Source organism: Micromonospora sp. NPDC047793, from assembly GCF_040642635.1.
GTDB lineage: Bacteria > Actinomycetota > Actinomycetes > Mycobacteriales > Micromonosporaceae > Micromonospora.
In genome coordinates this window covers 74,105-87,376 of the sequence record NZ_JBEYSG010000023.1, presented here as the reverse complement: position 1 = coordinate 87,376, position 13,272 = coordinate 74,105, and the positions used below count along the sequence as shown (strand labels likewise).

The window sequence follows — 13,272 nt, the reverse complement described above, 5'->3', positions numbered from 1 at the left end:
CCCTCGGGGGGGCGGGGTGCGTGTTTCACTCTGCCCTGCCCGCCGCCCCCCCCCCCCCCCCCCCCCCCCCCCCCCCCCCCCCGGGGGGGGGGGGGGGGCGGGCCCCCCCCCCCCCCCCGCCCGTCGTCAGTCGGCCAGTCGGGCCGGGAAACCGCCGGTGGCGACCGGGCCCCACGAGGTGATGGTCACCCGGATCAGCGACTTGCCCTGCCGCACCATCGCCGCCCGGTAGTCGTCCCAGTCCGGGTGTTCCCCGGAGATGCTGCGGAAGTACTCCACCAGCGGCTCCAGGGCGTCGGGCAGGTCGAGGACCTCGGCGGTGCCGTCGAGCTGCACCCAGGGTCCGTTCCAGTCGTCGGAGAGCACACACGCCGACACCCGGGGGTCGCGGCGGATGTTGGAGACTTTCGCGCGTTCCGGATAGGTGGAGATCACCAGTCGGCCGTCGGCGTCCACCCCGGCGCTGACCGGCGAGGACTGCGGCCGACCGTCCGGACGGGTGGTCATCAGCACCACCCGGTGCCGGGGGCGGACGAAGGCGAGCAGGTCGTCGCGGTCGACGCGGGTGTTACGAGCGATCGTGCGTGGCATCGTTCGTTTGTACCAGTCGTCAGCCGATCCGGCCCACGGACGACTGGCGGGGCACCCGGGGACGCGCCGAGGGTCGCCAGGCGCGGCCGTTGGCGTAGATCACCCGAAAGCCGAGGTAGGAGGCGAGCGGCGCCCAGTGCGCCGAGCCCATCCGCAGCTCGGCGGCGTTGTGCCGCCGACCGTTGGCGAGTACGTCGAGCAGCACGGTCTCGAACGCCGCCGACTCGACCCAGTCCACCTCGCGGGTGAAGCCGCAGATCAACGCCGCGCCGGTCACCTCGAGGAACTCCCGCAGCACCGACTCGGGGGCGCGCAGGACCGAACAACTGCCGAAGTAGAGCCGACGCCCCTCGCAGCGCCCGGCCATCAACTCCGCCACCTCGGTCAGCTCGACCGACTGCCAGTCGGTCAGGCACAGCCGGTTCGGCTCGCCGTGCATGGCGAAGAAGCCGAGCCGGTGGTCGGCGTACTGCTTGAGCAGCCAGCGGTCGACGAAGTAGAACAGCTCGTCCCGGGTGGCCGCGTCCTTGTGGATGAAGCGGACCTTGCCCAGCCGTTCGAGCAGTTCGAGGGTGGGCAGCACCGATCCCCGCTCGTTGAGGTCCCGGTGCCACTGGCCCTCGACGCAGAAGATGCCTCCGCGTGCCACGCCCGCCTCCCCGTCGTCGCCCGCGCTGAGGTTACCGGGCCACCTCGGCCCGGCGACATCACCCGTCCTGCGGTCACCTGCGACTTTCCGTACCGCCACGCGCCTTTGCGGCATGGCCAGGGTGAATGCCCGATTCCGTGGAATCGGATTAATTCCGGGCCAACCGACAATCACAGGTCATCCCGAGAGGAATTCGCGTTAACCGTCACCAACCGGCCGTCGAGGTGCGAGTGTGGATTCACGGGACGGCGGTCCACGTCCCGGAATGCCACCCCATTCGCTCTCCTAGCAGGAGGACTCTCTGTGCGCGCACACCTGATGAAGCGGGCTGTCCTCGCCCTCGCCCTGGCCGTGCCAGGTGCCGCGATCGCCTCGGCGGTCGCCGCGCCGCCGGCCCATGCCGACGGCTGCTACACCTGGAACCGCACGCTGTCCCGGGGCAGCTCGGGCAGCGACGTCCGCGAGCTGCAACTGCGGATCGCCGGTTGGGCGGGCAACAACAACGTGGTGGAGCTCGACGGCCAGTACGGCCCGAAGACCGCTGCCGCCGTACGCCGTTTCCAGTCCGCGTACGGACTGCGGTCCGACGGGGTCGCCGGCCAGCAGACCTTCGCGAAGCTGTACCAGATCCAGGACAACGACTGCACCCCGCGCCACTTCACCTGGAACGAGATGGACGACGGCTGTGGCCGGGGCGGCTGGACCGGTGGTCCGCTGACCACCGCGCAGACCCGGCAGAACGCCCTGCGCACGATGTGGAAGCTGGAGGCGCTGCGCAAGAGCCTCGGCGACCAGCCGCTGGAGGTGACCAGCGGATTCCGCAGCCGCACCTGCAACAGCCAGGTGGGTGGTGCCTCGAACAGCCAGCACCTCTACGGCAACGCGGCCGACCTCGTCTCCGACAACCGCTCGCTGTGCCAGATCGCTCGCGCCGCGCGCAACCACGGCTTCAGCGGCATCATCGGCCCCGGGGTGAGTGGCCACAACTCGCACGTGCACGTGGACTCACGCCGCGAGAACAACCGCGACAACAGCACGAACAACACGTACTGGGCGGCACCCGACTGCGGGATCGCACCCGGCTACCGCTGAGTCGCGACGCCGGCCCGGGCTGGGCGGGGGGATGCCCGTACGCCCGGGCCGGCGTCGTGTCGGCGGACGAGCCCGCTCAGCTCGCCCGCGGCCAGCGCGGCGCGGTGGCGGGGGGTGCCACCGGCCGGCCGGGGGTTCGGACACCGGCCCGGGCGGCCGGCGCTGCCACCCTCGGCACCGGACCCCGGGCCGGGTAACCGGCCGGGTTCGTCCTCGGCGGATATCCGGCCGCGCCCGCACGCATCGGGTGACCGGCGGACCGCTCGGCACCGGCCGGGCGGGCGACCGGAGTGCGGCCCTGTTGCGGCCCGTTCACCAGGAACGGGAACGGTACGTGGACGAACGGATTCCCGTGCCGGATGAGGGCATCGAGCTGTCGTTCGTTGAGCCCGTGGTCGAGCAGCACCTTCCGACCCCAGCGATGCAGCCGGCAGGGGAACCTCGCGCCGTCGTTGCGGCAGAGTGGCCCGGTGGGCCATTCCTCCGCCGCGTGCACTACTACCGCCCGGACCGCTACGCGGACATCCTCGGGGGTCAACGGCGTCGGGACCGGCAACTCGCCCAGAATCTGATCGATGGGATCCGTCGACTGACCATCAACTCGCACGGCAGGCCTCCCGCAGTTCGGTGGCGATGCGCCTGAGCACCGCACCTCGCCCATTGATACGGCCTGGCGAGCGGGAAAGTTCAAACCAGCTCGGCGCACCGTTAACCGAGAGTGCCGACCGTCGCCGCCGGCCCCGGTCAGACCAGCCCGGCGTCGTGCACGAGGAGCGCGACCTGCACCCGGTTGTTCAGACCGAGCCGGGTCAACAGCCGCGAGACGTACGCCTTGACGGTGGCGACGCTCATGAACAGCTCGCTGGCGATCTCGGCGTTCGTCCGCCCCTGACCGATGGCCATCGCCACCGCGCGTTCCCGGTCGGTGAGACCGCCGAGCAGCCGGGTGGCCCGCTCCTGTCGGGGATCGCTCGCGGTGCCCACCGTGACGTGCGTGATGAGGGTCCGGGTGACCGTCGGTGACAGGGTCGCCTCCCCGGCCGCCACCCGGCGTACCGCCTGCACGATCTGGGCCGGCGGGGTGTCCTTGAGCAGGAATCCGCCGGCACCGGCCCGCAGCGCCCGCAGGACGTGCTCGTCGGCGTCGAAGGTGGTCAGCACGAGCACCTCCGGCGGTCGGGGCAGCGCCCGCAGCGCCTCGGTGGCCGCCAGCCCGTCCACCCTCGGCATCCGGATGTCCATCAGCACCACGTCCGGCCGGCAGGTGGCGACCGCCTGGACCACCTCGCCGCCGTCGGCCGCCTCCCCGACCACCTCCAGGTCGGGCGTACCGCCGAGGATCATCGACAGCCCGGCGCGCACCAGCGCGTCGTCGTCCACGATCAGGACCCGGATCGGCTGCGGGTCCGCCACCGGCGGCGCCTGCTCGGGTCCGGTCACGACGCCGGCCAGGGCAGCCAGGCGGCGAGCCGGAAGTCGCCGCTGTCGTCACGGCCGTGCTCCAACCGCCCACCCGCCAGGGTGACCCGCTCGGCGACCCCGATCAGCCCGGTTCCGGTACCCGGGATCGACGGCACGGCGTCGCCCACCGGCCACCGGTTGCGGATCTCCACGGCCAGCCCGTCGCCGGGCGCCCCGCTGAGCCCGACCGTCACGGCCGCACCCCCGGCGTGCTTGCGGGCGTTGGTCAGCCCCTCCTGCACGATCCGGTAGACGCTGCGCCCCAGACCGGCGGGCAGCCGCTCCGGGTCGCTGACCCGGTCCCGCAGGTCCACCCGGGTACCGGCGGCCCGGGACTCGGCGACCAGCGCGGGCAGGTCGTCGAGGGTGGGTTGCGGGCGTTCCGGCTCGGCGGTGAGCGACGTGTCGGCCCGCAGGACGCCGATCACCTCACGCAGGTCCTGCAAGGCGGCGTGCGCGCTGCCCCGGATCACCCCGGCGGCCCGCGAGACCTCCTCCGGGCTGGCGTCGGGCCGGAACTCCAGCGCACCGGCGTGCAGGCTGAGCAGGGAGATCCGGTGGGCCAGCACGTCGTGCATCTCGCGGGCGATCCGGGTGCGCTCCACCTGCTGGGCCTGGGCCACCCGGAGCTGCTGCTCGGCCTCCGCCCGCTCGGCGCGCTCCCGCAGCGACAGCACCAGTTGCCGACGCGCCCGTACGAACATCGCCCAGGCCATCACCAGCAGGGTGATCACCACGCCCCAGATGGTCGCGGCCCAGTAGCTGCTCTGCGGGTCGGGGCGGAACAGGGCGAAGAACATGTTGCAGACCAGCGCGGCCGCGGTGACCGCCAACGCCACGGCGGTCCGCAGATGCACCACCACGGTGAAGTAGATGATCAGCAGCGCCGCGATCGAGGTGACCGAGAGCATGGTCAGCGGCAACGTCACCAGCAGAAGCCCGAGCGGCCAGCGACGACGCCACCAGAGCGCCACCGTGCAGGCCAGCCCGACGACCGCGTCCGCGACGATCATCCAGCCGTACGGCAGCCGCTCGGCGACGATCGGGGCCGGTGCGAGGGCGTCGAACGTGGTCAGCACCACCCAGCCGAGCGAGAGCAGGAAGCAGGTGCTGTCGATCAGCCAGTCCCGCATGGTGCGACGGGGGCTACGGTCGGCCGCACCGAGCGCCCCGGGCAGCAGCCACGGGTGCTCGGGGACGACAGGGCTGGTCACAGACGTCATGGTAGGCAGTCGTCGAGGGCTCCGGCCAGCGACCAAAGTCGGTCCTTCGGGGTCGACCTTGGTCTAGCCGGTGTCGACCGGCGGCCGCTGCGGACAGCCGGGTGGCCCCGGCAGCCTGATCGGCATGATTGTCGTAGACCAGCTCACCAAACGGTACGGACGGCACACCGCCGTCGATGACGTGTCGTTCCGCTGCGAACCGGGCACGGTCACCGGCTTCCTCGGGCCCAACGGGGCCGGCAAGTCGACCACGATGCGGATGCTCTGCGGGCTGAGCACACCGACCTCCGGCACCGCCACCGTCGCCGGGCACCCCTACCGCCGACTGCCCAACCCGGGTCGCGTCGTCGGTGTCCTGCTGGACGCCTCCGCCCAGCACGCCGGACGCAGCGGCCGGGAGGCACTGGCGGTGGCGGCGGCCACGATGGGCGTGGACCGGCGCGCGGTGGGAGAGGTGCTCGACCGGGTGGGCCTGAACGCGGTCGCGGCCCGGCGGCGGGTGGGCGCGTACTCGCTGGGGATGCGTCAGCGGCTCGGCCTCGCGCACGCGCTGCTGGGCGACCCCCGGGTGCTGGTCCTGGACGAGCCGGCCAACGGCCTCGACCCGGAGGGGATCTTCTGGATGCGCGGCCTGCTGCGCGACTTCGCCGACCGGGGCGGCACCGTGCTGCTCTCCTCCCACCTGCTGCGTGAGGTCGAGGCGGTGGCGGACCGGCTGGTGGTGATCGGGGGCGGCCGGGTCGTGGCGCAGGGCGACAAGGAGGAGTTGCTGGCCGACGGCGGCACGCTGGTGCGCGCCCGCGACCGGGGCGCACTGCGGACCGCGCTGGAACGCGCCGGCCTGCCGATCAGCGAGGGCACCGACGGGCTGGTGGTCCGCGCCGACACCGACGCGGTCGGCGAGGCCGCGCTGGCAGCCGGCGTCGCCCTGACCGAGCTGCGCCCGGCCGGGAGCGGCGGCCTGGAGCAGCTCTTCCTCACCCTCACCGCGACCGGCGGATCACAGACCGCCGGGACCAGCGCCACCGAGCCGACCAGGGAGCCCGTCCGATGACCACCACCACCGTCGCCCCCGAGGACACCCGGCCGGCCAGCCGGGCGGCCGAGCGGGCACCGTCACTGACCCGGCTGACCCGGGTGGAGCTGCGCAAGCTCGTCGACACCCGGGCCGGACGCTGGCTGTTGATCACCATCGCGCTGATCGCCGCCCTGATCGCCACCATCCAACTGGTGTACGCGGAGGACGCCGAGCAGACCTTCGTCGACTTCTTCATCCCGTCGCTGCTGCCGATCGGGTTGCTGCTGCCGGTGCTGGGCATCCTCTCGATCACCAGCGAGTGGTCGCAGCGGACCGCGTTGACCACCTTCGCCCTGGTACCCCGCCGAGGCCGGGTGATCATCGCCAAACTCGTCGCGGTGGTGCTGGCCGCCCTGGCGTCGGTGGTGGTCAGTCTCGCCGTGGCGGCCGTGGCGAACCTGATCGCCGACGCCACCGGCGGCGCCGGGACCTGGCGAATCGAGGGTGCGTTGGTCCTGCACGCCGTCGTGTTCCAGGTGTCCTGTGTGCTGATGGGCGCCGCCTTCGGCCTGTTGTTCCTGCACACGCCGCTGGCCATCGTCTCCTACCTGGTGCTGCCGAACGTCTGGATGATCCTCGGCGGGCTGATCCGGCCGCTGAACCGCAGCGCCGAGTGGTTGGACACCGGGCGCACCATGGGGCCGCTGTTCACCCCGGAGGTGACCGCCGGGCAGTGGGCACGGCTCGCGGTCTCCCTGCTGGTGTGGCTGGTCCTACCCATGGTCGTCGGGTTGGTGCGGACGACGCGTCGGGAGGTGGCGTGACGGCGTACGGCAGGCCGACCGTGGTCAGCGGGGGTCGGCTGGAGACGCTGGTGCTCTGGGTCGGGTTCCCGCTGGCGGGCGGTGCCGTGGGGGCGGTGCTGGCGGCCGGGGCGGGCTGGGTGGCCGGCCTGTCCTGGGCCCCCGCGCAGGGGCTGTTCCGCATGGTCGACCGCATGCCCGACCAGCAGGCTCTGGCGGCCGGGGTGGCGGTCGGCGTCCTGGCCGGGCTGGTGTTCGGTGCTCTCGGGGCCGCCGATCAGGTCGTCGTCGAGGTGGCGGTGGACCGGGTACGCGTACGGCGCGGCGGCAAGGAGCGGGAGTTCGCACGGCGGGACGTCCAGGTGGCTTACCGCGACGGCAAGGAGCTGGTGCTGCTCGGCGCGGACGACGAGGAACTCCTCCGGCAGCGCTCCGACCTTTCGGGCGCCGACCTGGCCGGGGCGTTCCGGGAGCACGGCTGGCCCTGGGCGGACGATGACCCGCACCGGGCCGCGTACCGGCTCTGGGTGCCCGAGTTGCCCGGCCTGCCGCCGGGCGCGGACGCGCTGCTGAAAGCCCGGCAGAAGGCGATGGACGACGACCGGGGCAAAGAGGCCGGCGAGCTGCGGACCGAACTGGCCCGCTACGGCGTGGTCGTCCGGGACGAGGGCGGACGGCAGCACTGGCGGCTGACCCGCTCGGCCATGCCCGGGCAGTGAGCGGTGCGGGCCGGGCCCCACGGAGGAGCCCGGCCCGGTCGGCGTCACCGCCAGGAGTGCCCATGGTGGTGGTGTCCGTGCTTGGGGCCGTGCCCCTTGCCCTTGCCCTTCCCCTTGCCGGGCGTCTTGCCCGGCACACCGTTCACGGCCGAGGTGTCGTACGCGAACGTGATCACCGAGGCGGCGATCGCGTCGGAGTTGACGTCCAGCGCGTGCACGTTGACGTTGCCCCGGAGCTTGTACTTCTTGTTCAGGGCGCGGTACAACGCCGGGTCGGCACCGTCGGCGACCGGCGTCAGGCTGTCGCACGCCTGGTGGTAGCAGGGGTCGTACGCCTCCCCCGCCAGCCCGCCGAAGAGGGCGGCCTCCTCGGCCGTCTTGATGCCCTCCGCGCCGGTGAACAGGCCACCGGCCGGGATGTCGACGGCGATGAACGCGCCGTAGTCCGAGCGACCGGTGAAGTCCGACGGCACGGTCGGCAGCTTGCGGGAGGCGAAGAACCTCTCGAACACCTGCTCGATCTGTGCCGACCCCTCCGGCCCCGGTCCGGCACCCTGCTGCGCCGAGTCGTCACCGTCGTAGACCCCGAACACGTAGTTCGGCGACCCGATCATGTCGAAGTTGAGGTAGAGGGCGATGTCGCCGACCTGCTGCTCGGTCAGGCTGTCCACGTAGTACTGCGAGCCGACCAGGCCCGCCTCCTCCGCGCCCCACCAGGCGAACCGGACCGCGTTGGCCGGCTTGACCTTCGCCATCTGGAGGGCCACCTCCAGCAGCGCGGCGCTGCCGGTGCCGTTGTCGTTGTAGCCCGGCCCGGCCGGGTCCGAGTCGAGGTGCGCGCCGGCCATGACGACGTTGTCGGTGCGGCCGTGCCGGGTCTGCGCGAAGACGTTCTCGGTGCTGCGGACCTCCGAGGTGGTGTCGGCCTCGATCCGCAGGACCAGACCCGCCGTCGCCGCGAACTGCGCCCCGGCGTCGTACGAGACGCTGACGGCCGGGATGCCGACCGGTGCACCGAGGGTGCCGGCGAACAGGTCGTAGCGGTCCGGGTTGGCCTCCGGCGTACCGTTGCCCTGGTTCATCACGATCGCGCCGACCGCGCCGGCGGCCTCGGCGTTGGCCACCTTGTCGCCGAACCCGCAGGTGCCGCGCTGCATCAGAGCGATCTTGCCGACCACGTCGACGGTGGCGAAGTCGCTGGCCTCGCAGCCGGACGTGGAGGCGCGCGGCGGCGTCAGGCTGAGGTCCACCGCGACGACCTGGCCCTGGCCCACCCCGTCGCCGGAGTAGTCCATCAGCTCGTAGTCGACGCCCTCGGCGTAGTCGGTCGCGTTCGGCGCCACCTGGGCGAACGAGGAGCCGAACTCCTCATAGAAAGCGAAGTCGAACTGCTGGCGGGTGACCTGGTAGCCGGCCTTCTTGAGCAGCTTCGCCACGTAGTCGGCGCTCGCGTCGTAGCCCGGCGTACCGGAGGCACGGGTGCCGTCGTTGGCGTCGGCGATGGCCTGGAACCGGTCGAGGTGTGTGATGACGCCCTTGACCGTCACCGCCTTGGTGAGCTTCTTGACCGTGTTGTTGTTCGGGCTCGCCGTCGCCGGTCCTACCAGCGCCACCGTGCCCACCAGGGTGCCCGCCGCGATGGCGGCGATCACCCTCCTGCCGGAGAAAGGCACCACGATGTGCCACGTCCTTCCTCTTCGGATATCCGACTCCCGACCCCCGTGTGCCGGATGCTGCGGCCATCCTGATACACATCGATGACCACGGCAACGGGACTGTTCGGCCACCTCAGGCCGCCGTCAGGTCCGTTCGGGCCAGCCGATCACGCCGTGTCGCGTCGGCTGCGGACGGCTCACCGAGGCCAGCAGCTCGTCGAGGGCGTCCGCCTCGGCCCACCCGTTCACCGCGATCCGCCCGCTGGTGTCCACAGTGATCTCCACCCGGTCCGGGCTGCCCGACACCTCGTCGAGCAGATTCGGAAAAGTGTTGCTGAGCAGCACGAACTCCTGGTTGGTGGAGCCCACCCAGGGTCGCCGCCGGTCGATCCGGTCGGCCTCGAAGGGCCCGGCGACCAGCAGGTCGGTCGCGGCCAGCAGGGCGGCGACGTCGTCCCGACCGGCACCGGCCGCCGCGCGCAGTCGCGCGTACGTGTAGCCGCTGAAGGTCATCACCGAGCGACCCGCGTCGCGTACCCCGGCGGCCACCTCGGCGAGCGCGGCCGCCTGGTCGAAGGGCTCCCCGCCGAGCAGGGTCAGCCCCTCGGTCGGTGCGTCGAGCACGCGCCGCACCAGGTCGGCCGGGTCTACCTCGTCGCCGCCCCGGAAGCTCCACAGGTGCGGGTTGAAGCAGCCGACGCAGCGCACCGCGCAGCCCTGGACCCAGACGGCGGTGCGCAGCCCCGGACCTTCGGCCCGGGTGGCGGCCAGGAAGCGGGCCAGCGCGACGGTCGTCGCCGCGCGTCGCGGGGCCGGACCGCCCTCAGACATCCAGGACGCGACCGGACGGCGGATATCCCGGCCGGTGGCCGCCCGGCGGCGTGCAGGTGAGGCGGTCACGCAGCCGGGCGTACTCGTGCGGGGCCAGATTCGCGGCGGCGGTGAACTCGGCGAGCCCGCCGAACCCGCCCCGGCGGTCCCGCGCGTCGACGACCTGCCGCGCCCGGCCCGGGTCGAAGCCGGGCAGCACCGCGAACTCCTCCCACCGGGCGGAGTTGACGTCGAGCGAGCCAGGCGCGCCACCATGGTCGACGGTCGTCGCCCCCGACTGCTGGCTCGGCAACGGCGGCGGGTGCTCGGACAACGCCGACGGATAGTCCGGCAGGGGCGGCGGGAAGTCCGACGACAGCGGGGCCGGCGGGTAGGCCGGCGGCTGGGCGCCGGTGACCGGCGGGTACGCCGTGGTGGGCGGAAACGCCTGGCTGGGCGGTGGGGTCCAGCCGGTCTGGGGCGGGTACGACGTGCCGGGCGCACCGGGCGGTGGGGCCAGCGCGACGGGCGGGTACGGGCCACCGGGCTCGGCGTACCAGGGGCGGTAGCCCGCCCGCCAGCGCAGCCAGGACGGATTGATCACAAGCGCGTGCACGATGCTGGTCATCCAGATCGCCAGGACGCCCCCGACGGCCCAGTCGGTGACCGTCTCGCCCAGTTCGCCGACCAGGATGAAGGCGGTCCAGCCGAGCACCAGGTAGGCAATGCCGGAGACCCACCACGCCGCCCGCCGCGCCTTCAGCCCGACAAAGAGGAACCCGAAGCCGCCGAGGCAGCTCATGCCGACGATCGGCAGCAGCAGCCACCAACTGTGCAGCACGCGCCACTTCCAACTCGCGGCCGGGTTCGCCGCTCGCGCCGCCGGTACGCCCTGCTGCGTCCAGGCCGGGTCAGGCGCGGTCGACATCTCGGTCCTCCTGTCGTACGACGTCCCGGGTTCGGGCATGGTCGGCGGTGTAGGCGCTGCTGACCGTCCGGGCGACCAACAGGTCCTCCAGCACCGCGACGTAGTCCAGGCACCGGTCGCCCAGGATGCCCCGGGTCTCGGCGCTGACCACGCCCTCGCTGCTCACGGTGACCACGAGTCGTGGCTGCTCGGCGGTCACGAGCGGGCTCCCTGCACGGCGAAGACCAGGCGGACCGCGTCGTCGTCGGTGACCTGCTCTGACTCCAGCCGCAGCCCGGCGGCCGGTGCCTGCTGCCGCAGCCGGTCCAACACCGCCCGCTGGACCTGCCGGCCGTACGCGACGTCGACCGCGCGGACCACCTCCACGGCCCTCGGCTCGTCGATGTCGCCGGTGAAGTGCGCCGACCAGATGCCGGCCTCGTCGCGCTGGAAGCTCGCCCGGACACCGGCCCAGTCCGCGGTGATCGAATCCGGCGCGACGGCGACCACGGCGGCGGTGTCGTGCAACGCGGCGGCGAGCAGGTTCTCGTCCCGCATCCGGGTCTGCACCTCGCAGACGATCCGGCCCTCCTGTTCGGAACGGGAGGTGACGCCGTGGGCGGCGGCCACCGCGGCGACGGCGAGGGGTAGCAGCACGAGCGAGATACTCACCGCGGGCTCCTTCCGGTCAACTCGGTCATCAGAACTCGACCGCCCGTCCACCACGTTGGGTCGGCGTGGCGTGCCGGGCACTCCGGTCGACGGACGCGCCGCTGTCCCAGTCCTCGGCGGCGGTGGCCGCCACCGCGCGGGCGTCGGCCCAGGCGCGGATGGCGTCGATCCGTTCGGCCTGGGTGACGCTGAGCGGAACCATGCCGACCACCGCCTGGGCCAGGTCGTCGCGGCGCAGCGGACGGCGTTCGCCGAACGCGTCGAAGAGCCCGGCGATGACCGCCTGCTCGATCTCGGCGCCGGAGTAGCCCTCGCTGAGATCGGCAAGCTCGGCGAGCAGCGTCTCGTCGAGCGCGAGCCCACCGGCCACGGCCGGGTTACGCAGCCGCCGGGCGAGGTGGACCCGCCAGATGGCGGCCCGTTCGGCCCGGGTCGGCAGGTCGACGAAGAAGATCTCGTCGAAGCGTCCCTTGCGGAGCAGCTCCGGCGGCAGTTTCTCGATGTCGTTGGCGGTGGCGATGACGAAGACGGGTCGGTTCTTCTCCTGCATCCAGGTGAGGAAGGACCCGAAGACCCGGGTGGAGGTGCCGGAGTCGCCGCCACCCCCGGCGAAGCCCTTCTCGATCTCGTCCACCCAGAGCACGCAGGGTGCGGTCGCCTCGGCGGTGCGGATGGCGGTGCGCATGTTCTGCTCGCTGCTGCCCACCAGCCCGGCGAAGACCCGGCCCACGTCCAGCCGCAGCAACGGCAGCTCCCAGGCCGCCGCGATCGCCTTCGCGGTCAACGACTTACCGCACCCGGGCACGCCGGTGATCAGGACGCCCCGGGGTGCGGGCAGGCCGTACGCCGCCGCCTCGGCCAGCCAGGAGCCGTCCCGCTTGGCCAGCCACCGCTTGAGGTTCTCCAGACCGCCGACGTCGGCGAGGTTCACGTCCGCCTCGACGAACTCCAGCAGCCCGGACTTGCGGACGGTCTGTCGCTTCTCCTCGTGCACCACGTCGAGGTCGCGACCGTCCAGCACGCCGTCGTTGACCATCGCCCGGGCGAAGGCGTTCTCCGCCTCGTGCAGGGTCAGCCCGAGGGCGGCCTTGGCGAACCGCTCGCGCCCCAACTCGTCGAGGGCTATCTGGATCCGGCCGTCGGCGGAGTTGGCGTGGATGATCGCCTCCAGCACCTGCCGGATCTCCGTCTCGCTGGGCAGCGGGAAGTCGACGATCGTGACGTCCTTCTCCAACTCGACCGGGATGCGCAGCACCGGCGAGACCAGGATCAGGGTGCGCGGCATCGCGCCGGACTTGAACGCCGCCGCCACGTCCCGCAGCCGGCGGACCACCCCGGCGTTACCGGGCCGCTCGCCGTCGCCGTGCGAGGTGTGCAGATCCTTGAAAATCACCACACTCGGCTGGTCGATCCGCAGTACGGCGTCCAGGGCGTCGGCCGGCTCGGTGGTGCCGGTCCGCCAGACGCCGTCCGGCTGCACCAGACCGGTGGTCAGCGACCAGGTCCACACCGCACGCGGGGTACGCACCAGCACGGCGTCGTGGGCCACAGCCGCGACCTCGGCGACCGCGCGCTGTTCCTCGGCGGACTCGATGTACAGGATCGGGAACCGCGCCTTGAGCATCTGCGACAACGCATCCCGGAACGACAGTGCCATCCTCGCCTCCCCAGC

14 protein-coding genes and 1 pseudogene are annotated in these 13,272 nt (G+C 72.5%); 4 read left to right on the top strand and 11 right to left on the bottom strand.

The window, feature by feature from the left end; genetic code table 11:
- Window positions 1–126: 126 nt before the first annotated feature.
- Both ABZ738_RS29655 and ABZ738_RS29650 read right to left on the bottom strand, forming a co-directional pair.
- Window positions 127–591, bottom strand: coding sequence for a PPOX class F420-dependent oxidoreductase (locus ABZ738_RS29655; protein WP_131055279.1), 465 nt, complete (start codon window positions 589–591; stop codon window positions 127–129).
- 19 nt (window positions 592–610) lie between these two features.
- Window positions 611–1,240 (bottom strand): DUF6642 family protein, encoded by a 630-nt coding sequence (locus ABZ738_RS29650; protein WP_131055281.1) that lies wholly within the window; start codon window positions 1,238–1,240, stop codon window positions 611–613.
- A 303-nt stretch (window positions 1,241–1,543) separates the two neighbouring features.
- Here ABZ738_RS29650 and ABZ738_RS29645 point away from each other — a divergent pair, with 303 nt between their 5' ends.
- A complete protein-coding gene (locus ABZ738_RS29645; RefSeq protein WP_131055283.1) occupies window positions 1,544–2,332 on the top strand; it encodes a M15 family metallopeptidase in 789 nt (262 codons plus the stop codon).
- 76 nt (window positions 2,333–2,408) lie between these two features.
- On the opposite strand, the gene ABZ738_RS29640 is transcribed toward ABZ738_RS29645, so the two are convergent.
- The 3 genes from ABZ738_RS29640 to ABZ738_RS29630 all read right to left on the bottom strand — a co-directional run bounded on the left by ABZ738_RS29640 (window position 2,409) and on the right by ABZ738_RS29630 (window position 5,007).
- Window positions 2,409–2,738: a hypothetical protein gene (locus tag ABZ738_RS29640; RefSeq protein ID WP_254876737.1), complete on the bottom strand. Its 330-nt coding sequence runs from the start codon at window positions 2,736–2,738 to the stop codon at window positions 2,409–2,411.
- 338 nt (window positions 2,739–3,076) lie between these two features.
- On the bottom strand, window positions 3,077–3,676 hold the full coding sequence (locus tag ABZ738_RS29635) for a response regulator transcription factor (RefSeq protein WP_201272514.1): 600 nt from the start codon (window positions 3,674–3,676) through the stop codon (window positions 3,077–3,079).
- A 92-nt stretch (window positions 3,677–3,768) separates the two neighbouring features.
- Window positions 3,769–5,007, bottom strand: a complete 1,239-nt coding sequence (locus ABZ738_RS29630) for a histidine kinase (RefSeq protein ID WP_131057202.1) — start codon at window positions 5,005–5,007, stop codon at window positions 3,769–3,771.
- Between the two features lie 133 nt (window positions 5,008–5,140).
- Between ABZ738_RS29630 and ABZ738_RS29625 the strand changes: the two genes are divergently transcribed.
- The 3 genes from ABZ738_RS29625 to ABZ738_RS29615 are packed head-to-tail and all read left to right on the top strand — an operon-like array spanning window position 5,141 to window position 7,556.
- Entirely contained in the window at window positions 5,141–6,070 is a 930-nt protein-coding gene (locus ABZ738_RS29625) for an ATP-binding cassette domain-containing protein (RefSeq protein ID WP_357218579.1), read from the top strand.
- Entirely contained in the window at window positions 6,067–6,858 is a 792-nt protein-coding gene (locus ABZ738_RS29620; RefSeq protein ID WP_131054257.1) for an ABC transporter permease, read from the top strand. The genes ABZ738_RS29625 and ABZ738_RS29620 overlap by 4 nt, the downstream gene beginning before the upstream one ends.
- Window positions 6,855–7,556, top strand: coding sequence for a hypothetical protein (locus ABZ738_RS29615; protein WP_131054256.1), 702 nt, complete (start codon window positions 6,855–6,857; stop codon window positions 7,554–7,556). Before ABZ738_RS29620 ends, ABZ738_RS29615 begins: the two co-directional genes overlap by 4 nt.
- 182 nt (window positions 7,557–7,738) lie before the next feature.
- Here ABZ738_RS29615 and ABZ738_RS29610 read toward each other — a convergent pair.
- The 6 genes and pseudogenes from ABZ738_RS29610 to ABZ738_RS29585 all read right to left on the bottom strand — a co-directional run.
- A pseudogene (locus ABZ738_RS29610) lies at window positions 7,739–8,809 on the bottom strand (M28 family peptidase); the annotation flags it as partial.
- 546 nt (window positions 8,810–9,355) lie between these two features.
- Window positions 9,356–10,042 carry a 4Fe-4S single cluster domain-containing protein gene (locus ABZ738_RS29605; protein ID WP_176092833.1) on the bottom strand — a complete coding sequence of 229 codons (687 nt, stop codon included), beginning with the start codon at window positions 10,040–10,042 and terminating at the stop codon, window positions 9,356–9,358.
- Window positions 10,035–10,949 carry a helix-hairpin-helix domain-containing protein gene (locus ABZ738_RS29600; protein ID WP_176092832.1) on the bottom strand — a complete coding sequence of 305 codons (915 nt, stop codon included), beginning with the start codon at window positions 10,947–10,949 and terminating at the stop codon, window positions 10,035–10,037. Before ABZ738_RS29600 ends, ABZ738_RS29605 begins: the two co-directional genes overlap by 8 nt.
- A complete protein-coding gene (locus ABZ738_RS29595; protein WP_357218573.1) occupies window positions 10,933–11,148 on the bottom strand; it encodes a DUF2997 domain-containing protein in 216 nt (71 codons plus the stop codon). The genes ABZ738_RS29600 and ABZ738_RS29595 overlap by 17 nt, the downstream gene beginning before the upstream one ends.
- Complete coding sequence (locus tag ABZ738_RS29590) at window positions 11,145–11,600, bottom strand: hypothetical protein (RefSeq protein WP_131054252.1); 456 nt, start codon at window positions 11,598–11,600, stop codon at window positions 11,145–11,147. Before ABZ738_RS29590 ends, ABZ738_RS29595 begins: the two co-directional genes overlap by 4 nt.
- Before the next feature lie 28 nt (window positions 11,601–11,628).
- On the bottom strand, window positions 11,629–13,257 hold the full coding sequence (locus tag ABZ738_RS29585; RefSeq protein WP_131054251.1) for an AAA family ATPase: 1,629 nt from the start codon (window positions 13,255–13,257) through the stop codon (window positions 11,629–11,631).
- Window positions 13,258–13,272: the final 15 nt, after the last annotated feature.

Coding starts and splice junctions, on each gene's coding strand:
- ABZ738_RS29600 (WP_176092832.1), bottom strand. CDS start 10,949: ATGTCGACCGCGCCTGACCCGGCCTGGACGCAGCAGGGCGTACCGGCG.
- ABZ738_RS29655 (WP_131055279.1), bottom strand. CDS start 591: ATGCCACGCACGATCGCTCGTAACACCCGCGTCGACCGCGACGACCTG.
- ABZ738_RS29635 (WP_201272514.1), bottom strand. CDS start 3,676: ATGATCCTCGGCGGTACGCCCGACCTGGAGGTGGTCGGGGAGGCGGCC.
- ABZ738_RS29585 (WP_131054251.1), bottom strand. CDS start 13,257: ATGGCACTGTCGTTCCGGGATGCGTTGTCGCAGATGCTCAAGGCGCGG.
- ABZ738_RS29625 (WP_357218579.1), top strand. CDS start 5,141: ATGATTGTCGTAGACCAGCTCACCAAACGGTACGGACGGCACACCGCC.
- ABZ738_RS29605 (WP_176092833.1), bottom strand. CDS start 10,042: ATGTCTGAGGGCGGTCCGGCCCCGCGACGCGCGGCGACGACCGTCGCG.
- ABZ738_RS29620 (WP_131054257.1), top strand. CDS start 6,067: ATGACCACCACCACCGTCGCCCCCGAGGACACCCGGCCGGCCAGCCGG.